This window comes from Haloterrigena salina JCM 13891 (genome assembly GCF_000337495.1).
In the GTDB taxonomy this organism is placed as follows: domain Archaea; phylum Halobacteriota; class Halobacteria; order Halobacteriales; family Natrialbaceae; genus Haloterrigena; species Haloterrigena salina.
On the sequence record NZ_AOIS01000011.1, the window covers coordinates 1 to 23,368 of the forward strand.

General features: G+C 64.3%; 21 protein-coding genes and 3 tRNA genes. 14 read left to right on the top strand and 10 right to left on the bottom strand.

The window, feature by feature from the left end; genetic code table 11:
* Positions 1-1,038 precede the first annotated feature (1,038 nt).
* Both C477_RS01840 and C477_RS01845 read right to left on the bottom strand, forming a co-directional pair.
* Positions 1,039-1,112: transfer RNA gene (locus tag C477_RS01840), tRNA-Ile, on the bottom strand.
* Between the two features lie 69 nt (positions 1,113-1,181).
* Entirely contained in the window at positions 1,182-1,793 is a 612-nt protein-coding gene (locus C477_RS01845) for an FxsA family protein (RefSeq protein ID WP_008892727.1), read from the bottom strand.
* 177 nt (positions 1,794-1,970) lie between these two features.
* Between C477_RS01845 and C477_RS01850 the strand changes: the two genes are divergently transcribed.
* Together C477_RS01850 and C477_RS01855 are read left to right on the top strand one after the other, a co-directional pair.
* Complete coding sequence (locus C477_RS01850; protein ID WP_008892728.1) at positions 1,971-3,620, top strand: DUF255 domain-containing protein; 1,650 nt, start codon at positions 1,971-1,973, stop codon at positions 3,618-3,620.
* A 91-nt stretch (positions 3,621-3,711) separates the two neighbouring features.
* Complete coding sequence (locus C477_RS01855; protein WP_008892729.1) at positions 3,712-4,515, top strand: TrmB family transcriptional regulator; 804 nt, start codon at positions 3,712-3,714, stop codon at positions 4,513-4,515.
* Between the two features lie 8 nt (positions 4,516-4,523).
* Here C477_RS01855 and C477_RS01860 read toward each other — a convergent pair whose 3' ends face one another.
* Together C477_RS01860 and mptA are read right to left on the bottom strand one after the other, a co-directional pair.
* Positions 4,524-5,270: an MBL fold metallo-hydrolase gene (locus C477_RS01860; protein ID WP_049914134.1), complete on the bottom strand. Its 747-nt coding sequence runs from the start codon at positions 5,268-5,270 to the stop codon at positions 4,524-4,526.
* 117 nt (positions 5,271-5,387) lie between these two features.
* A complete protein-coding gene (gene mptA, locus C477_RS01865; RefSeq protein ID WP_008892731.1) occupies positions 5,388-6,320 on the bottom strand; it encodes a GTP cyclohydrolase MptA in 933 nt (310 codons plus the stop codon).
* 680 nt (positions 6,321-7,000) lie between these two features.
* On the opposite strand from mptA, the gene C477_RS01870 reads away from it, so the two are divergent.
* The 3 genes from C477_RS01870 to C477_RS01880 all read left to right on the top strand — a co-directional run bounded on the left by C477_RS01870 (position 7,001) and on the right by C477_RS01880 (position 10,418).
* Positions 7,001-7,960 (top strand): nucleotidyltransferase domain-containing protein, encoded by a 960-nt coding sequence (locus C477_RS01870; protein ID WP_008892732.1) that lies wholly within the window; start codon positions 7,001-7,003, stop codon positions 7,958-7,960.
* Positions 7,961-8,876: 916 nt separating this feature from the next.
* Entirely contained in the window at positions 8,877-9,656 is a 780-nt protein-coding gene (locus C477_RS01875) for a hypothetical protein (protein ID WP_008892733.1), read from the top strand.
* 111 nt (positions 9,657-9,767) lie between these two features.
* Positions 9,768-10,418 carry a DsbA family oxidoreductase gene (locus C477_RS01880; RefSeq protein WP_008892734.1) on the top strand — a complete coding sequence of 217 codons (651 nt, stop codon included), beginning with the start codon at positions 9,768-9,770 and terminating at the stop codon, positions 10,416-10,418.
* Between the two features lie 24 nt (positions 10,419-10,442).
* Here C477_RS01880 and C477_RS01885 read toward each other — a convergent pair whose 3' ends face one another.
* Positions 10,443-11,294 carry an NAD(+)/NADH kinase gene (locus tag C477_RS01885; RefSeq protein ID WP_008892735.1) on the bottom strand — a complete coding sequence of 284 codons (852 nt, stop codon included), beginning with the start codon at positions 11,292-11,294 and terminating at the stop codon, positions 10,443-10,445.
* 259 nt (positions 11,295-11,553) lie between these two features.
* Between C477_RS01885 and C477_RS01890 the strand changes: the two genes are divergently transcribed.
* The 6 genes from C477_RS01890 (at position 11,554) to C477_RS01915 (ending at position 16,478) form a co-directional block, all read left to right on the top strand.
* Positions 11,554-12,618 carry a KaiC domain-containing protein gene (locus tag C477_RS01890; protein WP_008892736.1) on the top strand — a complete coding sequence of 355 codons (1,065 nt, stop codon included), beginning with the start codon at positions 11,554-11,556 and terminating at the stop codon, positions 12,616-12,618.
* Between the two features lie 111 nt (positions 12,619-12,729).
* The gene (locus C477_RS01895) at positions 12,730-12,969 is read left to right on the top strand and encodes an amphi-Trp domain-containing protein (protein ID WP_008892737.1); all 240 of its coding nucleotides are present in this window, start codon (positions 12,730-12,732) and stop codon (positions 12,967-12,969) included.
* Between the two features lie 6 nt (positions 12,970-12,975).
* On the top strand, positions 12,976-13,338 hold the full coding sequence (locus C477_RS01900) for a hypothetical protein (protein ID WP_008892738.1): 363 nt from the start codon (positions 12,976-12,978) through the stop codon (positions 13,336-13,338).
* A gap of 105 nt (positions 13,339-13,443) precedes the next feature.
* Positions 13,444-13,878 carry a universal stress protein gene (locus C477_RS01905; protein WP_008892739.1) on the top strand — a complete coding sequence of 145 codons (435 nt, stop codon included), beginning with the start codon at positions 13,444-13,446 and terminating at the stop codon, positions 13,876-13,878.
* Between the two features lie 54 nt (positions 13,879-13,932).
* Positions 13,933-15,420, top strand: a complete 1,488-nt coding sequence (locus C477_RS01910) for a hypothetical protein (protein WP_008892740.1) — start codon at positions 13,933-13,935, stop codon at positions 15,418-15,420.
* A 98-nt stretch (positions 15,421-15,518) separates the two neighbouring features.
* A complete protein-coding gene (locus tag C477_RS01915; RefSeq protein ID WP_008892741.1) occupies positions 15,519-16,478 on the top strand; it encodes a transcription initiation factor IIB in 960 nt (319 codons plus the stop codon).
* 267 nt (positions 16,479-16,745) lie between these two features.
* On the opposite strand, the gene C477_RS01920 is transcribed toward C477_RS01915, so the two are convergent.
* Both C477_RS01920 and C477_RS01925 read right to left on the bottom strand, forming a co-directional pair.
* Positions 16,746-16,816: transfer RNA gene (locus C477_RS01920), tRNA-Gly, on the bottom strand.
* Positions 16,817-16,978: 162 nt separating this feature from the next.
* Positions 16,979-17,713 (bottom strand): GNAT family N-acetyltransferase, encoded by a 735-nt coding sequence (locus C477_RS01925; RefSeq protein ID WP_008892742.1) that lies wholly within the window; start codon positions 17,711-17,713, stop codon positions 16,979-16,981.
* Between the two features lie 440 nt (positions 17,714-18,153).
* Between C477_RS01925 and C477_RS01930 the strand changes: the two genes are divergently transcribed.
* Positions 18,154-18,948, top strand: coding sequence for an NAD+ synthase (locus C477_RS01930; RefSeq protein WP_008892743.1), 795 nt, complete (start codon positions 18,154-18,156; stop codon positions 18,946-18,948).
* A gap of 6 nt (positions 18,949-18,954) precedes the next feature.
* Here C477_RS01930 and C477_RS01935 read toward each other — a convergent pair whose 3' ends face one another.
* Both C477_RS01935 and C477_RS01940 read right to left on the bottom strand, forming a co-directional pair.
* Positions 18,955-19,494: a GNAT family N-acetyltransferase gene (locus C477_RS01935; RefSeq protein ID WP_008892744.1), complete on the bottom strand. Its 540-nt coding sequence runs from the start codon at positions 19,492-19,494 to the stop codon at positions 18,955-18,957.
* Between the two features lie 80 nt (positions 19,495-19,574).
* A complete protein-coding gene (locus C477_RS01940; protein ID WP_008892745.1) occupies positions 19,575-20,285 on the bottom strand; it encodes an enoyl-CoA hydratase/isomerase family protein in 711 nt (236 codons plus the stop codon).
* A gap of 61 nt (positions 20,286-20,346) precedes the next feature.
* Between C477_RS01940 and C477_RS01945 the strand changes: the two genes are divergently transcribed.
* Both C477_RS01945 and C477_RS01950 read left to right on the top strand, forming a co-directional pair.
* Complete coding sequence (locus C477_RS01945; RefSeq protein WP_008892746.1) at positions 20,347-21,141, top strand: DUF7114 family protein; 795 nt, start codon at positions 20,347-20,349, stop codon at positions 21,139-21,141.
* A gap of 89 nt (positions 21,142-21,230) precedes the next feature.
* Positions 21,231-21,302: transfer RNA gene (locus C477_RS01950), tRNA-Thr, on the top strand.
* Between the two features lie 320 nt (positions 21,303-21,622).
* Here the strand turns inward: C477_RS01950 and C477_RS22750 are convergent.
* Positions 21,623-22,912 carry an ATP-binding protein gene (locus C477_RS22750; RefSeq protein WP_083870229.1) on the bottom strand — a complete coding sequence of 430 codons (1,290 nt, stop codon included), beginning with the start codon at positions 22,910-22,912 and terminating at the stop codon, positions 21,623-21,625.
* Positions 22,913-23,368: the final 456 nt, after the last annotated feature.

Consider the following 23,368-nt stretch of genomic DNA (forward strand, 5'->3'; position numbering starts at 1 on the left):
TCAGACCCCTTCTGTACGGCGGACCGCAGGGGAAGGGTCCTCATCTTCTGCGTATTATACCACAATCGCTGGTTACTATTTAAGGCCTCTGAATCGAAACTCCAAAGGTAGGCACTACCATGCAAAACTCAATATATAATGATTGTGTTTCTGCCCGAACTATTCTAATAACTCGAGACCACAGTCGTAGCCGAATCTCGTTCAGAACGCCGCTGAGCGGAGATGCTCGTTCACGAAACTAGTTCGGCCCTCGAGTGCGCCAACGGACGGCTTTCGAGACGATCCTGATGATCGCGGCTGGCGGCGACTCGTCTACCGGGAAACGGCGTCCACGCTGGCTGATTTTCGTTCGTGGGTCACGCGTACGCGTGCGCTATTTCTGGATTGAGACGTTCCGGATCGGTCGCTTCGTCCGTTACCGAGAATCGACGACCCAACTGCCTCGAGTCAGCCCGATCTCGAAACTTGCAAACTCGGTTATCGGGAAAGGCGATTCCGGACGCATTCGGGCCATCTCGAGCAGTTTCGAATCGCTCTCAAGACGACGCGAAGACGATCCTTCGCGCCCCGCTATGCGATACTACGCGGGGATCGATCTCTCCCAGACCGCAGCTGACGTCGCTCCGGCTCACGACGCGAGCGACGAAGACCGTATTTGCCACGTCTCGAGACCCCTAATTCGTTCGGGTTCCGCACTCGCGGCGCGACTCGTTCGGTACTATCGAGTCGGTTGTATTGCTGCTTGCGGGCTCTCTTTCACGTGGTTCACAGCAGAAGAAGGTAAGTCCGATTAGAACCGTCGCGGGGAGCACTCACTCGCTGCGCTCGCGAGTGCACCGTTTGGAGCACAAATCCTCGCCGCAAGTCCCGTGACTCAGAACGAAGTTCACCGCAAAAGTACGGGCCAACTCGGCTTTGAACCACCTCGAGACGTTCCGGGTCGCTCACTGCGTTCGCTCCCGGGCGTGTGACTCGCGTAGTTAAAATCCGAGTCGGATTCCATAGCTGCGACTCACGGATTTGTTCGTCGCAAGAATATGGGCCAACTCGGATTTGAACCGAGAGCCTCCACCTTATCAGAGTGGCGCTCAACCTAATTGAGCTATTGGCCCGCGCTTCGCACTCAATAGTTGCGGGGTGGAACGTTTAAGCGTTTCTTTCTTCGGGCCCCGTGCGAACCGCTACCGGGCGGAGGGATCGTCGTCTCGATCCTCTCCGGAATCGGAGGGCCGCTCGTCGCCGAAATCGATCGTATACGAGTCCTCATCGGTCCTGTCGTCGACCGTGTAGTCGTCGTCGCCGAGGTCGTACGTTCCGCCGTCGGTCGAGCCGGCGTCACTGGAATTCCCGCCTCGAGTCGCTCCCTCGTCGGGAAAGCCGAAGGTCCAGACCTTGCCGCTGGCGAAGCCGCCGGTCTTCTTGTCCGCGTAGGGGACGATCACGAACCGTTTGAGGGCGGCCCGGATCGGAATCCGCGTGATCGGGACGGCTAGCAGGAAGCCGATGGCGTCCGTGACGAGGCCGGGAGTCAGCAGGAAGGCCCCGGCGGCGATCAGGAGTCCGCCGTCGAGCAGTTCGTTGGTCGGGGGTCGCCCCTCGGCCAGCGACCGCTGCATCTTCCCGATAGTTCGGCGACCCTCGGCACGGACGAGCAGCATGCCGACGAGTCCGGTCAGGACGACGAGCAGCACCATCCCGACCCAGGTAAACGCGCCGAACTGAGTGACGAGGAACCCGAGTAACACCGCATCGAGAAACGGGATGAGCAACAACGCGGCAATCCACCGGAGCATACGTCGACATAGCCGGCGGAGGGTGAAAACGCTTTACTCTCACTACACGTCCGCGGAACGACCGTTTTGGAGCAGTTTTGCTCGTTGGAGGTCCGATCTCGTCGGTCTCGCAATTGCGCCGGTCAGCGGCGGTTCCGCAGTCGAAGGGCTTACGCCCGCAACAGCCGAGGCTCCGGTATGGACGACCAGACGCGCGTCGAGTGGCGCGACTGGGGACAGGACGCCTTCGACGAGGCGGCGGAGGCGGACGCCCCGGTTTTGCTCTCGCTCACCGCGACGTGGTGTGATCACTGCCACGAGATGGACGCGGAGACCTACGCCGAGCCTCGCATCGCGGCGAATATCAACGACAGTTTCGTCCCCGTTCGGGTCGACGTCGATCGCCATCCGCGCGTGCGCGATCGGTACAACATGGGCGGGTTCCCGTCGACGGTCTTTCTGGCCCCGGACGGAACGGTGCTGACCGGCGCGGGCTATCTCGGGCCCGACGGCATGCGACAGGTGCTGGACAGCGTCCGGACCATGTGGCAGACGAAAGGCAGCGGCGCCGGTCGCGTCCCGCGCCCGCTTCGCGAGGACAACCCGCCCGCGGGTCGGCTCACGAGCGACGTCGAGTCGGCGATGCTCGGCCAATTGACCGAGGCCTACGACGAAGTCGCCGGCGGCTGGGGCGGGAGTCCGAAGTTCCCGTTACCCGACGCCCTCGAGTTCGCCCTCAAGCGCGATCGGGAGATGGCCCTGCGCTCTTTCGACGCGGTCAGCGCGAACCTGTTGGACGAGTACGACGGGGGCTTCTACCGGTTCGCGGCCGAACGCGACTGGGCCGGGCTCCAACACGAGAAGCTCTTGGATTCCAACGGCGCGCTCGTGCGCGCGTTCGCCAACGCCTACCTGCTGACGGGCAAAGACGAGTACCGCGAGCCCGCCGAGCGGACCGTCGACTACCTCACGACGACGCTGTGGAACGACGAGGCCGACGCCTTCGCGAACAGTCAGGCGCCCGGTGAGGACGACGCCCACACGATCGACGCGACCGACCGCGCCGCGGCCGACGAGCCGCCGGTCGACGAGGGCGTCTTCGCCGGCCCGAACGGGCTGGCGATCGAGGGATTGCTCACCTACCACGCTTACACCGACGATGAGCGGGCGCGTCGGTACGCGGAACGCGCGCTCGAGACCCTTCGGAACGACCTGCTCGAGGACGGCGTCGCCGTCCACGCGCTCGAGGGCGACGTCGAACGCGACGCGGACGGCGAGGTGACGCCGCTGCTCGCGAATCAGGCCCGCGTCCTGGCGGCGCTGACGACGACCGCGAGCGTCCTCGAGACGGACGCGCTGGCGGACGCGACCGCGGTCGCGGACGCGACGATCGATCGGCTCCGCGACGGGGAGTCGTTCCTCGACGGGCCGGCGTCGGGGGCCGGACTCCTCGAGCGCCCGCTTCGACCGCTGGATACGAACGTCGCGCTCGCGGACGCGCTGCTTGAGCTCGCGGTCCTGACCGGCGAGGAGCGGTACCGCGAGGTCGCCCGGGAAACGCTCGAGACCTTCGCGGGCGCGAGCGATCGCTTCGGCGTCCAGATGGCTCGCTACGCGACCGCCGTCTCGCGGCTGCTCGAGGGACCGCTGGTGATCCGCGTCGCGGCCGACCCCGGAACCGACCTCCATCGGGCCGCCCTGCGAATGGCGGACCACGAGAAGGTCGTCGTTCCCGCCGCCGACGACCTCAAGGCGGGGCTGGCGCGGGTCGAACGCGGCGACCAGCGCTCGGACACCGCCGAAACCCCCGCCGAGTTGAGCGAACGCGTCCAGTCGGTCCTCGAGTAACGCGAGCGGAGGCGGCGGCTTCCGGCGGCTCAGTCATCCGTCTGTCAAACGACCACAGCGTTTATATTTCCCCGGTTAGTTTTTTCAGAATATGTCCAGTCTCAGGGATCTCGGGCTCTCGGAGTACGAGGCTCGAGCCTACCGGTCGTTGCTCAACACCGGTCCCACAACGGCAAAGGAGTTGTCTCGTGCCAGCGACGTGCCGATGGGACGGATCTACGACGTCCTCAACAGCATCGAGCAGTACAACCTCGTCCGGAGCCAGACCGCGAGTCGGCCGAAGAAGTACGTCGCCGTCGAACCCTCGACGGCGTTAGACCGGCTTCTCGAGGACAAGAAACGCGAACTCGAGGAGAAAGCCGACCAGTACGAGTCGATCGTCGACGACCTGGCCAACGAACTCGACGCGGCCGAACCGGTCGAAGACCAGTTCTGGACCGCCGCCGTCGGCCCCGAGGAGACCGTCGATCTCATGCTCGAACGGCTCGCGGCCGCCGACGATCACATCGTGATGGTGTCGGCCGATCCGGCCCCCCAGTGGGACCTCCAGACCGTCAGCGAGGCGGTCAACGCCCAACTCGAGGACGCCCTCGACCGGGGCGTCTCGATCGATCTCCTGATGACCCGCGAGATGGTCGGCTCGCTCTCGGAAGATGTGGGTCGACGGTACCGAACGACCCTCCAGCAGCGCGACGACTTCGACGTCCGGACGAACGACGATATCTCGGGTTCGTTCAACATTATCGACGGCGTCGAGATCTGCATTCAGGTGCCGAACCCGCTGTCGTCGGGCGACGCCTTCGGCATGATCGATCTGAAGGACCCGGAGTTCGCCGCGAACGTCCACGAGGAGTTCGTCCCCCGGTGGGAAGAGGCGGAACCGCTCGAGTTCTGAGCTGGTACTTACTCTTCGTCGAGAACGACCGGAACCCCGGCGGCCGCGACGTCGGCGGCGAAGGCACGGGAGTTGGCCTCGAGATCCGGAAACGTGTTGTAGTGGATCGGACAGACGAGGTCGGGATCGATCGCCGCCGCTAGCTCCGCGGCCTCGGTCCGGTTCATGGTGAAATTCTTCCCGATCGGCGGCAGGAACAGCGAGACCTCGAGGTCCCCGTGGTCGTCGAGCACGTCCGAGTCACCGGTCCAGCAGACGCTCGTCCCGTCGACTTCGAACCGGTAGCCGCAGCCGAAGCCCTCCGGATGGATGGGGTCGCCGTCGGGAGCGTTGGGGCCGTCGGGGTGATTGAAGGCGGGGAGAACCTCGAGGTCGACGCCTTCGACGGTCGCCTCTTCGCCGTACTCGACGCGCCGAACGTCGTAGGGCAGGGCCTCGAGGTCCTCGACGTCGCGACCGCCCGCGCGGATCGATTCGGCGTCGACGGCCTCGTAGGCGATGACCGTCGCGTCCTCGCTCGCGACCCGTCGGACGCCGTCGGAGTCGTAGTGGTGGTCGTGGGTCACCAGCACGAGGTCGCCGTCGCGTTCGTCGTACGCTCGGCCCGGCGGATGGGGGACGTCCCGTTCCCATTCGCCGGTGAGGGTCCCGTATCGTCCGGGATCGACGTAGACGACGGTTCCGTCGGCCGACTCGAGTCGAACGGTCGCGTAGCCGAGCCACGAGACCGTCACGTTGTCGTGTCGTACTGTCACTGTAGATCGTTACCGGGCGACGCTGATAACGGTTAGCGTGATCCGTCGCGAGAGTACCGCGGCCGTGGTCGGTCCGCGATTCGATCACCCAGTCCCCTTCGAGGAGAAACGCGGAACTCAGTCGTCGCCGGCGACTTCCTCGCGCAGCGTCCCCATCTCGACCTTTCGCTCGGCGTGGGCGTTGTGCTGGTGGATCGACTCGTCGTTGGACTGTTTCATCGTGATCACCGCGTCGTCGGGGAGGTGATCGAACTCGTCGACGACGCCCTCGGCGAGCGCGCGCACGCAGTCCTCGACGAACTTCGCGTCGGCGTGGGCCGCGTAGGTCATGTGATCCTCGTCGGGCCGCTTCGCGAGGTTGTAGATCCGCGCGCTCATCGCGTCCCGGGCGATGTCGATGACGTCGTTCAGGTCGATCTCCGGATCGCCGTTCGATTCGACCGTCAGCGTCGCGTGGCCCCGCTGGGAGTGGCCCGGCTGTGGCACTTCCTCGAGGAACTCGGTGATCGTCTCCTCCTCGACGCCCAGGTCCTCGAGCGTCTGTTTCGCGCGCGCGGCCGACATCCCCTGCGAGCAGGGGCAGACGGTCATCCCGGTGACCTCCGCGCCGATCTCCTCTCGGGTGCCCTCCTCGGTGGCCGTCGCGGAGGCGATGATGTCGACGGTGTGTTGGGTCTCGCGGTCGCTGGCGGGCGTCTGCTCGCGGCGCATGAACTCCGCTTCCATCGAGACCTTGGCCGTCGACGTGTAGTCGTGTTTCTCGAGGAGCCGTTCGGCGGCGTCGCCGCAGACGTCCTCGACGCGGTAGGCCTCCTCGCGGGTGGCCTCCTCGAGAATCTCGTCGATGACCTCCATGTTGCGGCTCATGTCCGCGCCCTTGCGCCAGGCGGGCAGGTCGACGAAGACCTCGAACTCGGCGGTGAGGACGATCGGTCGTTTCCCCTCGCGGGCGATCTTGACGAGTTTGTCGACGCCGGTGACGCCGACCTGGCTCAGGCCGACGGTGACGTCGGGTGACGTTGCCTGCACGTCCGGAAGCTGATGACTCATTGTCCGTATTCAGGGCAGGCGGCGATTCAACCTTTCGGAACGGGAAATCATCGGTGTACAGTTGGCCCATCCGGGCTGCAGCCAGGTCTCGAATCGCCGTCAGCCTCGAGGGTCGTTTAAGTGCTTCTGGTCATAAGGTGAAGATACGACTGAGAGGCGGTTCTTCTCGAGTCCTCAACGATGTCGTAGCGACGGGTTCGCGGTCGGATCTGTCCCATTCGACTCAGGCGACGGCGTCTGCGCTGCGAGGCGAGATGTCGTCGGCCGCATTCTTGCCATACTGGACTCCTAGAGTGGCACGTGCTGCGCGGTGGTGGACTACCGACGGACCGCTACACAACTCGCGCGCGGCCTCCCTCACGAGCGCTACGAGCGAACGGCGTGGAAGACGCGACGCGTCTCCCAGTGGTCGAGCGAAGGAGACACCGCAGACCAGTTCTCGAGACAATCAGCTCACGCTCTTCCCAAGACCCGTCGCTACGCGTTTCTCTTTAAGTGCTTCTGGTCCTAAGGTGGAGATACGACGGGAGATCGGTTCTTCTCGAGTCGTCTACTTCGGTAGCGATAGCACTCGCTCGAGCGCTCTGGTCGCCGATCGTTCTTTAAGTGCCTCTGGTTACAAGGTGAAGCTACGAAGAGCTTTTCGCGGACCGCTCCCACTCGAGAGACGAGCCACAGCCATGTCTACCGTCCCCGAGTCCGTTTTCGAGCGCGTCGACGACCTGCTGACCGACCTCGAGCGCGACCGCGAGGTGCGCGTCGCGCTGGCGGTCGCCCGCGGCAGTCACGCTTGGGGCGCGGCGAGCCCCGAGAGCGACTACGACGTCGGCTTCGTCTTCGTTCCTGATGACCTGCGCCGGTACGCCCACCTCGCGGGCCCGCCGGAGACGATCCACGAGGCCGCCGACACGGACGACGGCGACGTCGAACTGCAGGGCTGGGACGTCCGAACGTTCGCGCGACTGCTCGCGGATTCCAACGACGGCGCGATCGATCTGCTCCGGAGTCCGATCCGCTACCGCGTCGCGTACGAGCCCGCGGGACTCGCCGCCTACGTCGAGCGGACGTACAATCCGATGGATCTCTACCACGCGTGGCGGGGGATCGCGACGAGCAACTATCGAAAGTACATCTCGAACCATCTGGTCCGCAACGACGACGCGATCTTCCCGATCCTCGAGTCCCGCGAGGACGAGTACGTCGTCGAGACGCGAGACAGTGCGGACGACGCGGGCAGCGACGACGAAACGCGGACGATCCCGGTCGACGACGAGCGGTTCGCCGAGACGCAGACGAAACCCACGGTGAAGCGAAATCTGACGATCTACCGCGCGGCGATGTCGGCTCGCTACCTGACGGCGACCGGAGAAGGGGACGGCCACGAGCTACCCGTGATCGAGTTCGACCGCTTCCTGGACGAGCAGGCGCCGTCCGTCTTCGACGCCGATCGGATCGAACGCGCCCGCGCGTTGCTCGAGCGAAAGCGGGCCGGCGACGGTTCGGAGACGATCGGCGACGCCGTCGGCCGCGAGTTCGCCCGTCCGCCCCGCGAGATCGATCCCGGGCGTCACGCGCGCAGCGGTCCCGATCCGGAGCGGCTGGACGGGTTCGTCGACGAACTGATCGCGGCAGTGCAGTAGGACGGGGCGGTGATCGGAGCGCATCGTTCTTTAAGTGCTTCTGGTAACAAGGTGAAGACACGACGGGAGACCGGTCTTCTCGAGTGGTGCTCTACCGGCCAGCTACTGCTGTCGAGCGCAGCGACGCCGTCGTTTCCATCCGCGACAGCCGTTCCGCAGGTATTGGGCCGTCCCCAGGCTCCCGACGGCACCTTCGTTCCGAATCGAATACCGTTGCATCGGGTAGACCACGGCTGTTGCTACTCCCGCGGTCACAACAGGGTTTACTACGGTGAGCGTCTGAACTCGCCAATGACCTGTGACGTGTGTGGCCGGGAGATAGAGGGGGTTAGATTGTACAAAGCGAGCAGGGGAAGCAAGGGAAACCTCGGCGTCTTTCACCCGGAGTGTCGTCCGTAGGATCCGTCTGCCCGTCGATTCGCTCGTTGCTGCTGTCGTATTACGAGCCCCCCGTTCGTCTCGAACGACCGGGGAGGCGAACTCCGATCTGATTTAAGTACTTCTGGTCACAAGGTGAAGATACGACGGAGAGGCGGTCCTTCTCGAGTTGTCCTCGACCGAGGAGTCACCACTATCTCCGACTGAACTCGCCCCGGTTAGTCGCTTTCAGTTCCTCTAGTCGCAAGTAGAGATACGACGGGAGACCGGGTCTTCTCGAGCCTCAATCCCCGAGTGGCGAGACTACTCGCCGGGCGGTAACCGGGATCGACGCTCCAACATCTCTTTAAGTACCTCTGGTTACAAGGTGAAGCTACGAAGAGCTTTTCGCGGCGTCGAAATCCGTCCCCAGCCTCGAGAGCGGTCGCGCCGTCAGGTGATCGGCCGTCGAGTTCGTATCACCGAGGCTTTCAGTTCCATCGAGCGACGGTTTCACTAGGAGGTGCCTTTTTCCGTCTGCCGGTCCGAGCAAGCGGTAATGAGAGACGACGGTGCTGAACCCGGTCCAGGCCCCGACGAAACCGCGGCCGTCGGCGACAGCCCGCAACTCGAGTACGAGGACGAACGCCGACTCGAAAACCGGCCCGGTTCCGGGTCGCTCTCGCGGGCGGACGTCCAGCGCGATTCGACGGTCCGCCAGTGGGGGGTCGTCACGCCGAGTGCGACCGTGATCGGTCGCGCGGAGTCGCCGGAGGGGGACCTCTCGGAGAGCGTCCGCCGACTGCACGACGAACAACACGCGGCCACGCCGGGCTACAGCGAGCGCGCCCACCGACTCGATCGGCTACGGACGACCCAGGCGCTGTGTAACGCCCTCGAGGTGACGCCGTGGCAGCGGGACCTTGCGCTGGGGGTCATGGACGAGATCGATCTCACCGAATTCGGGAGCCAGCGCGCCATCGAGAAGGTCGCGCTGGTGGTCATCCGCCACGTGGTCGACGTCGACCGCCAGCAGTACTTTGGGCTCGACGACATCGACGCGCAGGCGCTGTCGGCCGACCGGATGGACGACCTCTTCGCCCAGTACCGCGCCCACGACATCACCGAGGAGGAGACGTTCAAGCGTCTCGCGGCCGACTACGGGCTGGACACGACCAGCCTGAACCGGCTCCGGCGGGTCCTCAAGGGGCAACTCGAGGACGAGCTGCCGGCGTACGGCCGGAACCCCTACCGCGACCCCAACCTCCCGGACGTCACCGAGGCCAACGCCGGGAGCGAAGAAGGCGTCGCCGCCGGCGACGGCGCGAACGGGGCCTGAGTTCGCCACCGGGAGCGGGGACCGACGACGAGCGGGAGTCGATGGCGACGCACCCTCGCAGACGGCTTCCGGTTGCCGGCGACTTTTCCGTCGTCGCTCCCTACCGCGGGTATGTCCGAGACAGCCGATTCGACCGACCGACTCGAACTCTACGCCGACTACGTCTGTCCCTTCTGTTACCTGGGGACGCGCTCGCTCGAGCAGTACCGCGAAGCGCGCGAAGAACCCCTCGAGATCGACTGGCAACCGTTCGACCTCCGCAGCGGCAAGCGGAACCCGGACGGATCGATCGATCACGAGGCCGACGACGGCAAGGACGACCAGTACTACGAGCAGGCCAAGCAGAACGTCCGCCGACTGCAGGAGGAGTACGGCGTCGAGATGAACCAGATCATGGCCACCGAGGTCGACTCGCTGCCGGCCCAGCAGGCCTCCTGGTACGTCAAGCAGGAGTACCCCGAGCAGTGGGCAGCCTTCGACGAGGCGATCTACCAGGCGCTCTGGCAGAACGGCCGCGACATCGGCGACGCCGACGTCCTGGCGGACCTCGCCGAGACCGTCGGGCTCCCGGTCGACGAGATCCGCTCGGCGGTCGACGACGACGGGCTCCGAACGGAGCTCGAGGACCAGTTCCAGGCGGCCCAGCGACGGGGCATAACCGGCGTTCCGACGTTCGTCTACGAGGACCACGCCGCCCGCGGCGCCGTCCCGCCGGCCCAACTCGAGCGACTCGTCGAGGGTGCAGAGCAGGCCCAGCGATAGCGTTCGCGGAACGCCGTCCCGGCGTCAGTCGAGTTTTTCGAGGCTGGAGACGAAGTCCCCGCGAGGCCCGACGAGCCTGATCGGCTCGTCCGCGACCGAGACGGTGACGGTCGCGGGGGGGTCGAGTCGCCGTCGGTTCCGCCCGTCGCTGATCGCGTAGCCGGTGTCGGAGTCGGAGATCGTGATCGAGAGTTCTGTGTCTGGATCGACGACCAGCGGCGGCATCGAGTCGGCGGCGGCCATCTGCGTGACGACCAGCGCGTCGGCCGTCGGATGAACCAGCGGCCCGCCCTCGCTCAAGTTGTACGCGGTCGAGCCCGCGGGCGTCGCCACGAGGACGCCGTCGGCGTGGCTGGCGGCGTACCGCCCGCCGTCGACGCGGACCTCGACGGTCGCCCCGCCGCCCGGACCCCGGCGCGGGCCGTGGACGACGATCTCGTTGAGCGCCGGCTCGAGGGTCCAGTCGGCGCCCTCGCTCGTCGCCTCGAGGCGGGCGAGTTCGCGGCCCTCGAACGCGCCGGTCTCGCGGTAGTCCGCGACGAGATCGGTGACGACGTCGACGGCGTCCTTGGGTGCGACAGCGTTGAGAAAGCCGACCTCGCCGAGGTTGACCCCGAGGATCGGCGTGGGGCCGACCTCGCGGGCGACGAACAGCAGCGTGCCGTCGCCGCCGATGCTCACGACGAGATCCCGGTCGTCCATTTCGTCAACCGGGCACGCGGGCGCGTCGACCGCCTCGCCGGTCGCCTCGTCGACGACGACCGCGGTCTCCCCCCCATCGCGTCCGCTTCGCTCGAGCGTCTCCGCGAGCGACGCGGCGAGTCCCTGTGCGCGCTCGTTGCCTCGCTGGCCGACGATGCCGACGGCGACGTCCATCGTCGGCGGCTACCCGCTGCGTCGTCAAAAAGCCACCCGTCACGCCGTCGGGGCGGCAACAACATTCATCGTGGTGGGGGACACTCGAGTACGTGAACGGCCCGCGACGGCCGCCGTCCCAGATCCCGCATGATAGAGGCGCTCCCGCCGAGGTATTTCGATCGATCGCCGCAACTGCATCGAGCGGGTAGCCTCGAGCGCGGTAGCGCTTCCGGCGACGGCCGCCACGGGGCAGCGGGCGTCAGCGACGGTGATCCCCGTGCGTGACGAGTCCGACGACTGGTTCGAGCGCGCGCTCGAGGACGCCGAGGAGTCCGCGAACGACGACGGTGACGCTGCGGACGAGCCGTCCGGCGACGGAACCGGTGAGCAGTTCGACGCGCTCGATGGCGTCGAATCTGCTGAAGCCGCGAGTCAGCGCGAGACGGCGGCCGAGACGGCCGCCGACACCGAGGGAGCTGAGGGGAGCGAAGGCGAACTGTTCGACGAGGACTTCGGCGCGGCGCTCGCGGACGTCGACGTTCCGAACGCCGGCGCGGACGAACCCGGCCCCGAGGGCTTCTCGGAGCTCGACTTCGGCCTCGCGGCGGGCACCGAGACCGACTTCGACGAGGCGGTCGACTCCGACCTCCCCCGACTCGAGCTCGGCATCGAGGGGCTCGATCGGATGATCCAGGGCGGCGTCCCCGAACGCTCCTTGCTCGTCGCGATGGGTAGCGCCGGGACCGGGAAGACGACCTTCGGCCTGCAGTTTCTCGAGCACGGGCTAGCGCGGGGGGAGAACGCGGTGTACATTACCCTAGAGGAGAGCCGCCGCCGGGTGATCGACAGCGCGACCGAGAAGGGGTACCCCTTCGACGAGTACCTCGCCGAGGACCGACTCGCCGTCGTCGACGTCGATCCCGTCGAGATGGCCAACAGCCTGCAATCGATCACGAACGAGCTTCCGACGCTCATCGAGGAGTTCGACGCCGCGCGGCTCGTTCTCGACTCGGTGTCGCTGCTCGAGATGATGTACGAGGACCGCGCGACCCGCCGCAACGAGATTTACGACTTCACCCGGAGCCTGAAGGAGGCCGGCGTCACCGCCCTGCTGACGAGCGAGGCGTCCGAAGAGTCGCCGTACGCCTCCCGGTACGGCATCGTGGAGTACCTCACGGACGCGGTCTTCGTCCTGCAGTACGTCCGGCCGGACGACTTCCGGGAGACGCGCCTGGCCGTCGAGATCCAGAAGATTCGGGACGCGAACCACTCCCGGGAGAAGAAGCCCTACGAAATCACGGACGAGGGGATTTCGGTCTACCAGCAGGCGAACCTGTTCTAGCTTGTCTCGGTTCGGATTCGATAGCGGTTCGACCGCGGCTGCGGTGGTAAACCTCCGTTAGGAACCCGTTCGCTGCCCATACTTTTGCGGATATCGGCGCCACTAGCGCGTATGGTTCAACGGACGACGGCCGACGAGAAACTTCCGCGATCGGAACTCGCAGCGTTCCTGGCGACGCTGTCCGAGGAGTTCGACGGAGAGAGCGAGCAGATCGACGTCAACGTCGGCAACAAGACGGTTTCGCTGAACCCGTCCGAGGAGGTCGACTTCTCGATCGACGTCGTCGAGCGCTCCTCGATGCTCCGCGGCAGTCGCGAAACGATCGAGATCGAACTGAGCTGGAAGTCCTAACTCACTATGGCCGTAATCGATTCCGCCATCATCTTCGTGCTCAGTCTGCTCGTCGGGACGGTCGCGATCCTGGCCGGTGCCCGGGTCATCCTCGACCGGGACGCGAGCGCCTTCAACGCCGCGCTGACCGCGCTGATCGGCGCGGCCGTCTGGGCGCTGACGAGCTACTTCGTCGGCTGGATCCCGCTGCTCGGCGTGCTGGTGATGCTCGTCGCCTGGATCGGCGTGATCAACTGGCGCTACCCCGGCGGCTGGGGGACCGCGGCCGCGATCGGCATCGTCGCCTGGGTCGTCGCCGTCGCGATCGTGTACGCCGCCTCGATACTCGGGATCGTCACTCCCGAGGCGCTGGGCATCCCGGGCGCCTAGCCCCGACCGAAACCGATCGCTACCGGAAACGGATGCGATATTCCCAGCCGGAGAGAACGACGGCAATCGCTTTTTCACCGCGGACGAGTGTCTCGTATACGCCCGATGTACGAGACACTCCTCGTTCCAACCGACGGCAGCGACCAGGCGGCGGTCGCCGCGAGCCACGCGATCGACATCGCAGCGACGCGGTCGGCGACGGTCCACGTCCTCTCGGTCGTCGACGACCGCGCGTTCCTCGTCCTCGACGAGGACCGCGTCGAGACGGTCCGCGAAGACCTGCGAGTGAACGCCCGCGACGCGATCGACGATGTCGCGACGAGCGCGGCGGCCCGCGACCTCGCGGTCGAGACGGCCACCGACACGGGCCATCCCGCCGAATGTATCGTCGACTACGCGGCCGACCACGACGTCGATATGATCGTGATGGGAACCAGCGGCGACGAGTACGAGACCAACGTCGTCGGAAGCGTCTCCCAGCGGGTCGTTCGCGAGGCCCCCGCGCCCGTCCTGACCGTCGGGCCGGACGTCGAGGGCTGACCGGAGTCTGCAACCACATGGATTGATGTGTAAGCCGTCGCTAGTAGGGAGAACATGCGTCGATCGCTCGTGATTGCGCTCGCGTTACTCGTTCTCGCCCTGCTCTTCGTCGGCGGCCCCTCGCTGCTGTTCTCTCCCTCGACCGAGTCCATCTCCCCGAACGAGACGGAGGTATCGCCCAAGATGACCGAACTCGAGGACTCCGACAGTCGGTTCTGGCGATACTTGAGCCCCGAGGAGCGGTTCAAGCAGCGGAGCCCGATCAACGTGATCGTTCGCGGTGACGTCGACGACGTCGAGCGGGTGCTGACCGAAGCCAGCGACGGCGACTGGGCGGAAATCAACGAGAGCGAGGTCGAAGCGGGACCGGAGACCTACACGCTCACCGGCGGCGGCAACCGCTCCGACGATCCCGAGGCCGAGGACAACGAGACGGCGGGCACAGGAAACGAGCCGACCGTCGACGAGCCGCCCACGAACGACACTGTCAACGACTCCGAGACGGCCAACGACTCTGAGGCAGCCAACGACTCGTCGGGGCCCGTCCCCAACCTCGAGTGGGGCGACGCCGACGGCGGCACTCGCTACGCCTACCTCGATCCCGGACCGAACGAGTCCGGCTACTGGACGACCGAGACGCGGCAACTCGAGGACGGCGACTACTACGGCCAGCGCTACCACATCAGGCTCTACGAGAGCCCCAACGAGGACGACCAGTGGGTGATCATGCAGACCCACTCGGAACACTTCGACTGGTTCACGCTCCGCCACCGCGTCCACGGCTCTCAGGACGCCCAGACGAAAGTCGAGAACGACTTCATGAAGCACCCGCGCGTCGACGTCGAGGAGGACGTCCGCAGAGTGTACCTGAACAACAGGAACTCCAGCGACGCCGACGGCTGGGCGAGCGTCGTCGATCTCACCGGGATGATCCTCCTGCCCGGGGCCGTCGGACTCGTCGCGCGCAGACGCGATCGGCTGCTGCGGGCCGACACCGGCAGTCAGACCGACCCCGAACGCATCGCCGACCGAGCGCCGTCGGCCATCGACGACCACCTGACGGACGTCGACCGCCGGCGGATCGCGGCCGCCTACGACCGGATCGAGGTCGGCCATCTGCTCCTCGTCGGCACCATCGTCGGGCTCTACTTCGCCGTGCGCTTCGGCGGCCTCGGCCTCGAGCGCCGCGCCGACTTTCTCACCCCACACCAGATCGCCGGCCTGCTGTACCCGGTGCTCGCCGTCGGGATTCCGACCGCGACCTACCTGGTCGCCGGGACGCTCACGCGCCGGCTCGACGCCGCGCTCGTCGCCGCGGGCTCGCTGGCCGCCGCGATCTGGCTCGATTACGGCTACCTCGGCGTCGATTCGCTGCCCGTCGACGTCGTCCTCCAGCGCATGCTCGTCGTCGTCGCGCTGGGACTGATCGCCGGCGGCGCGGCCAAACGCGCGACCCGCGAGTCGCGGTTCAACGACATGCTGGTCGCGGGCGTCGCGCTCTGGGTGCTCGTCCTCTCCGGAACGCTGTTAGGCTACTTCTGAGGGGGGTTCGCGGCTTTCTTTCCGTCGGAGCGTTCTGAAAAGCGATTGATCTGTAGAGGGCGACACCTAAAAGCCTCGGCCGTCATTGTCTATACGAAATGGCTCGCCCATCCCGCCAGCGCGAACGCGAATCAGCATCGACCGAAACCACAGATCAACGCGAGCGCGAGCGGGCGTGTGACGAGTGTTCCGACGGAACGCTCGTCACGAGCGAAGATCAGGGCGAACTCGTCTGCGACCAGTGCGGGCTCGTCGTCGAGGGTTCGAACATCGACCACGGCCCGGAGTGGCGCGCGTTCAACCACTCGGAGCGACAGAGCAAGTCCCGCGTCGGCGCGCCGACGACCCAGACGATGCACGACAAGGGGCTGACGACTTCCATCGACTGGAAGAACCAGGACGCCTACGGCCGCTCGATCTCCGCGGACAAGCGCAGCCAGATGCGCCGCCTGCGCAAGTGGCAGGAACGCATCCGAACCAAGGACGCCGGCGAACGCAACCTGCAGTTCGCCCTCAGCGAGATCGATCGGATGGCCTCCTCGCTGGGCATTCCGCGGTCGGTCCGCGAGGTCGCCTGCGTCATCTACCGCCGCGCGTTAGACGAGGACCTCATCCGTGGGCGCTCCATCGAGGGCGTCGCCACCAGTACCCTCTACGCCGCCTGCCGCATGGAGGGCATCCCCCGCAGCTTAGAGGAGGTCGCCGCCGTCTCCCGCGTCGAGCGCAAGGAGATCGGCCGCACCTACCGCTACGTCGCCCAGGAGCTCAGCCTCGAGATGGAGCCCGTCGACCCGAAACAGTACACGCCGCGCTTTTGCTCGGAGCTCGACCTCTCGGAAGAGGTCCAGGCCAAGGCCACCGAGATCATCGACACGACGACCGAGAAGGGACTGCTGTCGGGCAAGTCGCCCACGGGCTACGCCGCCGCCGCGATCTACGCCGCCTCGCTGCTCTGTAACGAGAAGAAGACCCAGCGCGAGATCGCCGAGGTCGCGCAGGTGACCGAGGTGACCATTCGAAATCGGTATCAGGAGCAGATCGAAGCGATGGGAATCTAGCCGCTGGCGCGAACGCGAACGGGATCACCACAGCCGTCGCGGCCGAGTAGACGACTGGATTTTGACTGGCGTTTCTAATTCCCGACGGACAGCGAGTAATAACGCGTCGTATCGCGGCGATTCGCGTCACTACTCGGCTGCGAGTGAGCGGGAGAATATGCGCCGGCCGGGAATTGAACCCGATGGCAAGACCTCACTTCGTTCGGTCTTGCGTGATTCAATTCTCCTTATGGCGCATTCGGTCCTCACGTTCGTTCGTCGCAGAAATGCGCCGGCCGGGAATTGAACCCGGGCCGCGAGCTTGGGAAGCTCGAGTCCTACCACTGGACCACCGGCGCTCACTCCGTTCGCGCCGTCATTCGACGGACGACGTCCGTCTCATCACCAGCGCTCCGTATGGACTCGAGGTGCCGGCTCATATTAAAAGAAACGGACGACGGCTCCGACGGCCGGCGACTCGTCGGCCGCCGGGAAACGGTGCGATCACGACGCGAGCGGGGCTAGCCGGTCATGACCGCCATCATCTGTTCAGCGACGAACTCGTCGTCGATCTTGTAGTGGGCCTTGCGGATCGCCTCGGTCTCCCAGCGGTGTTCCTCGAGGAACCGGATGGCGTCCTGGTTCGTCGCCGGCAGACTCTGGTACACCTTATCGTACTCGTTCTCGGTAGCCCACTGGAGCCCCCGCTCGAGGAGATTGCTTCCGATCCCGTGACCGCGGTACTCCTCGAGCACGCCCATGGTCAGCTCCGCGGTGTGCGAGAGCTTCGCGTAGTTGGGCGCCTGCAGGTGGACCCAGCCGACGACGTCGTCATTGATCGTCGCGACGAAGAAGATCCGAGACGTGATATCGTTGTGTCGGAAGACGACCTCCTCGTGGTCGAGCAGGTCGACGACGGTCTCGGCGACGAGGTAGTCGTTCTCTTCGGCGACCTGTCGCATCACGCCCACGATCCCCTGCAGATCGCTCTGTTCGGCCGGCCGGATCGTATACTCCAGCTCGTCGGTCGCGTGCGTCTTCTCTTCGCCGATGTCGATCGCCAACCGCACGAGTCCCTCCTCGGTCTCGACGTACCCGTCGTCCTCGAGGGTCGAGAGCGTCTCCTCGAGTTCGTCGTCGCCGAACCCGAACTCCGCTTTCAACTGTTGTCGTTCGACGGCCCCGTTTCGCTCGACGAAGTCGTACACCTTCCGCTGGACGTCAGTTTCGAAGTCGCGTTGTTCGATTGCCTGCATGGGAGAGCGTTCTCCGTCGGCGTATTTAGTGATTGGTAGAAGTTAACATTGAACACAGTTTGGCTGGGAAGAATAGCTCCAGACTACGGTTCTCGGAGACGGAATTCGCCCGAGTCGCTACCGGGGCGTCGCAGCGGGACCGAACGCCGAAACGGGAGACGCGCCGGCTGGAAATTGAACCCGGGTTGCCAGCCTGGGAAGCTCACGTCCTCCCGCTAGACTACCCGCGCCCATTTCGTTCGCTCATTTCCCGTGGCTCGCAACTCCCCCGGATTCGCTCATCACCGGCGCTCACCGACGCCTCGCGGCCGATTTCGATTCACCGTCCCGCTCCTCCTCGAGGCCGTTCCCCGCGGCGAGTCATCGATCGGACGCGCGTCCAGTTTTTGCCCGAGAGGCGAGGCTATTAGGACGGGCCAGCCGTACGAACGCCCAGACAGATGCTCGACCTTCGCTTCTCGGAGGCGGAACTGGAACGGCGACGCGATCACATCACCGACTTCGTTCAGTCTCGAGTCGACGCCGCGAGGGCCGACGGCGCCGTCCTCGGACTTTCCGGGGGGATCGACAGCACGCTCACCGCACACCTCGCCGTCGAGGCGCTGGGCGCCGAGAACGTCCACGGGCTCGTCCTTCCGGCCCGGGTCAGCAGCGAGGGGAACATGAGCGATGCCGAACGCGTCGCCCAGAACCTCGAGATCAGTTACGACGTCATCGAGGTCGAGCCGATCGTCGACGCCCTGCTGAAGGCCTATCCCGAAGCGGAGGGTGATCGCGAGGCCGTCGGGAACGCCCGCGCACGCGTCCGAGCCGTCCTGAACTACCTCGTAGCGAACCACGAGGACCGGCTGGTTCTGGGCACGGGCAACCGCAGCGAGGCCGCGGTCGGCTACTTCACCAAGTACGGCGACGGCGCGGTCGACTGCCACCCGATCGGCAACCTCTACAAGGCACAGGTCCGCCAGCTGGCCCGCCACGTCGGCGTCCCCGAGGAACTGGCCGCGAAGACGGCCACGGCCGAACTGTGGGCCGACCAGACCGACGAGGACGAGATGGGCGTCAGCTACGAGACGCTCGACTCGATTCTGGCGACTCACATTGACGGGCCGCTGTCGGTCGACGCGACGGCCCGCCTGCTCGAGGTCGAGGCAGAGACCGTCGAGAAGGTCCGCGGCATGTACGAACGCAGCGAACACAAGCGGCGGGTACCGCCGGCGCCGGAGCAACTGGACTGAGCGCGCTCAGTTGGCCCGCGACCGCCAGTTCGGCTCGAGGAGCCCGTACCAGTACGTGTCCTGATAGTCGCCGTCGACGAACACCTCGTCGCGATGGATCCCCTCCTTGGTGAATCCGATCGACTCGAGCAGCCGCTGTGAGGCCTCGTTGAACTCGAACACGCGGGCCGTGACCTTGTGCAGCCCGAGCTGGTCGAAGCCGTAGGTGACGAACCGCTCGACCGCGTCGGTGGCGTACCCCTGCCGGTGGTAGTCGGGCGCGATCCAGTAGCCGATCTCCGCCCGATCGGCCTCCCAGTCGATTCCGTTGAAGGCGACCGTCCCGACCGGCGTCGAATCGGCGACGATCAGGAGGTTCACCGTGTCGTCGCCGCAGACGACGTCCTCGAAGAACTCCCGTTCCTGCTCGCAGTTGACGGGTCGCGATCGGCCGATCGGTCGCCAGACGCGCCGGTCGTTGACCGCCGGCCGCAGGAACTCGAGGTCGTCCTCCTCGATCGGTCGGAGATCGACGCTGTCACCGGAGAGAAACACCGAGTCGGGCATTGATCCACCCTCGTCGTGAAACGGGAAAAACATTTCTGAGAGCACAGGTCTTGCGGCACGGTCGCCTCGCCCGCCGGCCGCTACTCGAGGACGGCGTCGATATCGTCCGCGTGGTTCGCGACGAGGTCGCCGAACGCCCGCGCCTCGAGCCGTTCCTGCGTCGCGCGCTCGCTGTCGTCCCGAATCCGTCGTTTCAAGACGGCGAGCGCATCGGGCGCGTTCTCGGCGATCTCCTCGGCGACCGCCCGCGGCTCGGCGTTGATTCTCGAGATGAGGCCCATGTGCAGGGCGGCGTCGGCGTCCACGGCTCGCCCCGAGAGCGCGAACTCGAGGGCGTCCCCCTCGCCGAGCACGCGAGGCAGTCGGACGGTACCGCCCCAGGCGCCGAACAGGCCGAACGTGACGCCGGGCTCGCCGTATGTCGAGTCGGGCGTCCCGACGCGGACGTCGCAGGCCAGCGCGAGCTCGAGGCCGCCGCCGCGGGCGGGGCCGTCGATACCGGCGACGACGACCGCCGGCGAGTCCTCGATCGTCCGGGCGACGTGCTGGCCCAGTCGGGCGAACTCGACGGCCCGCTCACTGTCGCCGTCGAGATCGGCGACCGCCTCGAGGTCCGCGCCCGCGGAGAACGCCCCGCCGCGTCCGCGGAGGTAGATCACCGGCTCCTCGGCGTCTTCGATCGCCGTCTCGAGGGCCTCGAGACCCGCGACGGTCAGGGCGTTGCGCGCGCCGGGGCGGTCGATCGTCACGGTTCGAATCGATCGGTCGGCGTTACTCTCCACATCGATCATGTGCGCGAGTCTACCGGACGTTTCCAAAGGTCTTTGGCTCCCCCGTCGTAAGCCGCTATCAATGGATCGAGCCGACAGCTGTCGGCGTGCCGCCTCCGAAGCCGTCGCGGACGTGGAGCCGCCGGCGCTGCACGACCGCATCGAGACCACCCTCACTGAAGCATCGATGGTCCCCGGCGTGCTGACACTCGAGAGCGCCGCAACCACGGCCGACGGACGCGCCGTCGCCGACACCGAGCGCAGCGGGGAGACCGACCGCGGTCGCGCACGGCACCGCGGCCGGGACGGAGACCGCGACAGCGACGCGCTCGCGACCCAGGCGGCCGGCGTCCAGCTCATCTACGAGGGGCTGCGGCTGACGCGGTCGCTCGCCCACGACGAGCCCTGGGCCGTCGAGGGGAACGGCGACGACGACAGCGATCTCGCGATCCTCGCCGCCGACATCCTCGTGGCCCGTGGCTTCTACCTGCTCGCTCGCACCGACGCCGCCAGCAAGGCGGTCCGGACCGTCCAGAAATTCGGACGCGACCAGACCCGCCGCGACGCGGTCGCCGATCGCTCGAGTGCGGGGGTCGCCGGTGCCGACGGCGAGCCCGCACCGGACGACGGCGAGGCGACGGCGATCGACGCCAACCTCGAGCGCGATATCCTCGAACTCGCGGTCCGCACGGGCGCCGCCGCGGTCGGCGACGCGCCGTCCCAGCGGCTGCTCGCCACCGCCGAGACCCTCGCCGAGACCGTCGGCACCTCCTTCCCGCCGGCAGCGGACTGTCTCGCCGATTTCGAGCCGATGCCCTCCGAACAGTCCCTCGAGGATCCGACGACCGACCGAGCGACGTCGGCGACCGATCCCTGAGCGCGGGTTCGAGTGGCTCGCTACACAGCCCCACGCCCCACGGCAAATCGAAAGCCCTAAAGACGACTCGAGTCAACGAAGAAGTGCGCGCCTGGGTAGCTTAGCGGTAAAGCGCGTCCTTGGTAAGGACGAGAGCCCGGGTTCAAATCCCGGCCTAGGCTTTTCTCGAGGTACAGTGGCTATCGTTCCACTTTTCACGCTGATAAATGACGAAATAGCCACTATCACAAAAAGCTCGATACCGTTACATTCTATCCCGGCGCTGCACTGCGATTTGCGAAATTGTAAGGCGACACAACTAAACTGCAAGATGGCATCGAGTTTAGGGAAGAATGTATTAGGGCCACATCCTATAGAATAGGCCCTGTATCGCTAATCTTACGATCAGGAACCCTCTATGCAGTGGACCACACGGTTTCGATTTGACTAAAACTCCTGTAAAGAGGGTGCTATTTCATTTGCTTCCCCTAGAGAACGACATTCACATTCCTAACATCCGTTGTTTGTAGTTATCGTCCTGCATAATATGTCGGATAAGAAAGAGCAGTTCTGGATCCGTGATCATGAGAACACGATCTTTAGAATCCCATTCGACTAATTCCTCACCTGGACGTTTGTTATCGGCAATACTCTCTATTTGATCACAAACATTACTTATTTGAGAACCTCTGGGGACTTCGTTAACACAATCTTTTCGGATACGTTTTTTGAGGTCGGAGAAATGGAATGAGGTATTTGCATCTCCATTTGCAATTGCCCTTAACGTCAAAACATAGGTGTCTCCGGGTTCTTCTCCACCATAATCGTATTCCTCCCTACCAGAGTCATTCACCCCGCCAAGCATCTCTCTCACTACCGACCGTTTACCCATCCAGTCAGCAGCAATTGTAAGCACCTTTTCGAACTCCTCATCTGACAAGTCAATAATTTTGGTCTCCTGATTTGGATCGCGAGTCCCAGTAATTCCGGCAACCTCACACGCAGATGCACAGAGTCTCTGCATTATCATCGGCGATTTTATTGCGTTCTCAGCCAATCGTTTTTTTAGATCATCAGAGAACACGACATTCAAATGTTCCTGGCCTTTGTTAACGATTTCTTCTAACTCAGACTTTTTCCAAGACTGAACTGGAATAGTCATTATACGGTCATCAATGTCAGAAACAAGTTCCTGCAATGTTTCTCCACGATGAGTTACAAATGCAACACATACTGGGACTTTATCTTCAATGGCCCCCTTGAGTGACTGCACGATAGACACTTTGGTTTCTCTATTATCGATATAGTGGAAGTCGTCAATGAGAATGATGAAATTCCGGTTTTCTGCATAGTCAACGACTTGTCGCAGACCCCGACGGCTGTAGGACCTAGATTGTCCAGAGGCCTGGACATCCCTTTTTTCTCTGGTGTGATCGATACCAGTTCCTTGCGGTTTCACTCCACCAGAAGTTGTACCTGCTTTTTCAGTTGTGTCTGTTCTGTGTTCATCGATGGTCTCGGGGGCATCCAATTCATCAAGAACAATGTTCCAAAGCTCGTTTACAGAACCGATTTCTGGGCCCCGGATCTGAATGACTGGGATTTCCTTTTCTCTCGCTGTATTCTTTACCAAAGCTGTCTTCCCCGATTTTGATGGGCCGACAATTGATGCGCCAGGTGTAGAGCTTCTAAGAACTCTTTCTAATCGAGAATCTATTCGCCTATTATTCCGTTTGACATAGCTATATTGGGAATATTCACCCGCATCAAATACTTCTTCTGCGGTAGGCATAGAAGCAGAATATGTTGCGTCATATAAGAACTCTGGGGTAATATGACGCCAATTGTTTGTGGTCGTTTGATGAGGTCTATGGATTGAGAAACTAGCTTCACCTCGGAGCGTGGTCTGCCCATTGTGGCGTGATGCCCTAAGATGTATTTAATCGCTATAATCCAATGCGGAAAAATAACTATCCTTGACTTCGTTAATGATCCAGCGTATCCTTGATGCGACATATGGTCCTGGTTTCGGGAACCATTTATACATAGAATTAGTAATCTATGATAGAGAAGGTTTTCAAGAAATCACACACAGAGCGTTGCTGCTATCTCTTGTCTGACAATATTCATTTGACGGAGAGTCTGTCACCAGTTTCCGAATCCGGACGGACAGCAGTGGCGGGGCTGGGATTCAACCGTCGCGAACTCGTACAACCACTCGAGTAGACCGAACGGCCAGTGCGGACCG

What these genes read in the sequence shown, in the direction of transcription:
- C477_RS01875 (WP_008892733.1), top strand. Translation starts at nt 8,877, where the DNA reads ATGAGAGACGACGGTGCTGAACCCGGTCCAGGCCCCGACGAAACCGCG.
- C477_RS01935 (WP_008892744.1), bottom strand. Translation starts at nt 19,494, where the DNA reads ATGCCCGACTCGGTGTTTCTCTCCGGTGACAGCGTCGATCTCCGACCG.
- C477_RS01845 (WP_008892727.1), bottom strand. Translation starts at nt 1,793, where the DNA reads ATGCTCCGGTGGATTGCCGCGTTGTTGCTCATCCCGTTTCTCGATGCG.
- C477_RS01940 (WP_008892745.1), bottom strand. Translation starts at nt 20,285, where the DNA reads ATGATCGATGTGGAGAGTAACGCCGACCGATCGATTCGAACCGTGACG.
- C477_RS01885 (WP_008892735.1), bottom strand. Translation starts at nt 11,294, where the DNA reads ATGGACGTCGCCGTCGGCATCGTCGGCCAGCGAGGCAACGAGCGCGCA.
- mptA (WP_008892731.1), bottom strand. Translation starts at nt 6,320, where the DNA reads ATGAGTCATCAGCTTCCGGACGTGCAGGCAACGTCACCCGACGTCACC.
- C477_RS01855 (WP_008892729.1), top strand. Translation starts at nt 3,712, where the DNA reads ATGTCCAGTCTCAGGGATCTCGGGCTCTCGGAGTACGAGGCTCGAGCC.
- C477_RS01870 (WP_008892732.1), top strand. Translation starts at nt 7,001, where the DNA reads ATGTCTACCGTCCCCGAGTCCGTTTTCGAGCGCGTCGACGACCTGCTG.
- C477_RS01895 (WP_008892737.1), top strand. Translation starts at nt 12,730, where the DNA reads ATGGTTCAACGGACGACGGCCGACGAGAAACTTCCGCGATCGGAACTC.
- C477_RS01850 (WP_008892728.1), top strand. Translation starts at nt 1,971, where the DNA reads ATGGACGACCAGACGCGCGTCGAGTGGCGCGACTGGGGACAGGACGCC.
- C477_RS01915 (WP_008892741.1), top strand. Translation starts at nt 15,519, where the DNA reads ATGGCTCGCCCATCCCGCCAGCGCGAACGCGAATCAGCATCGACCGAA.
- C477_RS22750 (WP_083870229.1), bottom strand. Translation starts at nt 22,912, where the DNA reads ATGCCTACCGCAGAAGAAGTATTTGATGCGGGTGAATATTCCCAATAT.
- C477_RS01925 (WP_008892742.1), bottom strand. Translation starts at nt 17,713, where the DNA reads ATGCAGGCAATCGAACAACGCGACTTCGAAACTGACGTCCAGCGGAAG.
- C477_RS01930 (WP_008892743.1), top strand. Translation starts at nt 18,154, where the DNA reads ATGCTCGACCTTCGCTTCTCGGAGGCGGAACTGGAACGGCGACGCGAT.
- C477_RS01900 (WP_008892738.1), top strand. Translation starts at nt 12,976, where the DNA reads ATGGCCGTAATCGATTCCGCCATCATCTTCGTGCTCAGTCTGCTCGTC.
- C477_RS01905 (WP_008892739.1), top strand. Translation starts at nt 13,444, where the DNA reads ATGTACGAGACACTCCTCGTTCCAACCGACGGCAGCGACCAGGCGGCG.
- C477_RS01945 (WP_008892746.1), top strand. Translation starts at nt 20,347, where the DNA reads ATGGATCGAGCCGACAGCTGTCGGCGTGCCGCCTCCGAAGCCGTCGCG.
- C477_RS01910 (WP_008892740.1), top strand. Translation starts at nt 13,933, where the DNA reads ATGCGTCGATCGCTCGTGATTGCGCTCGCGTTACTCGTTCTCGCCCTG.
- C477_RS01880 (WP_008892734.1), top strand. Translation starts at nt 9,768, where the DNA reads ATGTCCGAGACAGCCGATTCGACCGACCGACTCGAACTCTACGCCGAC.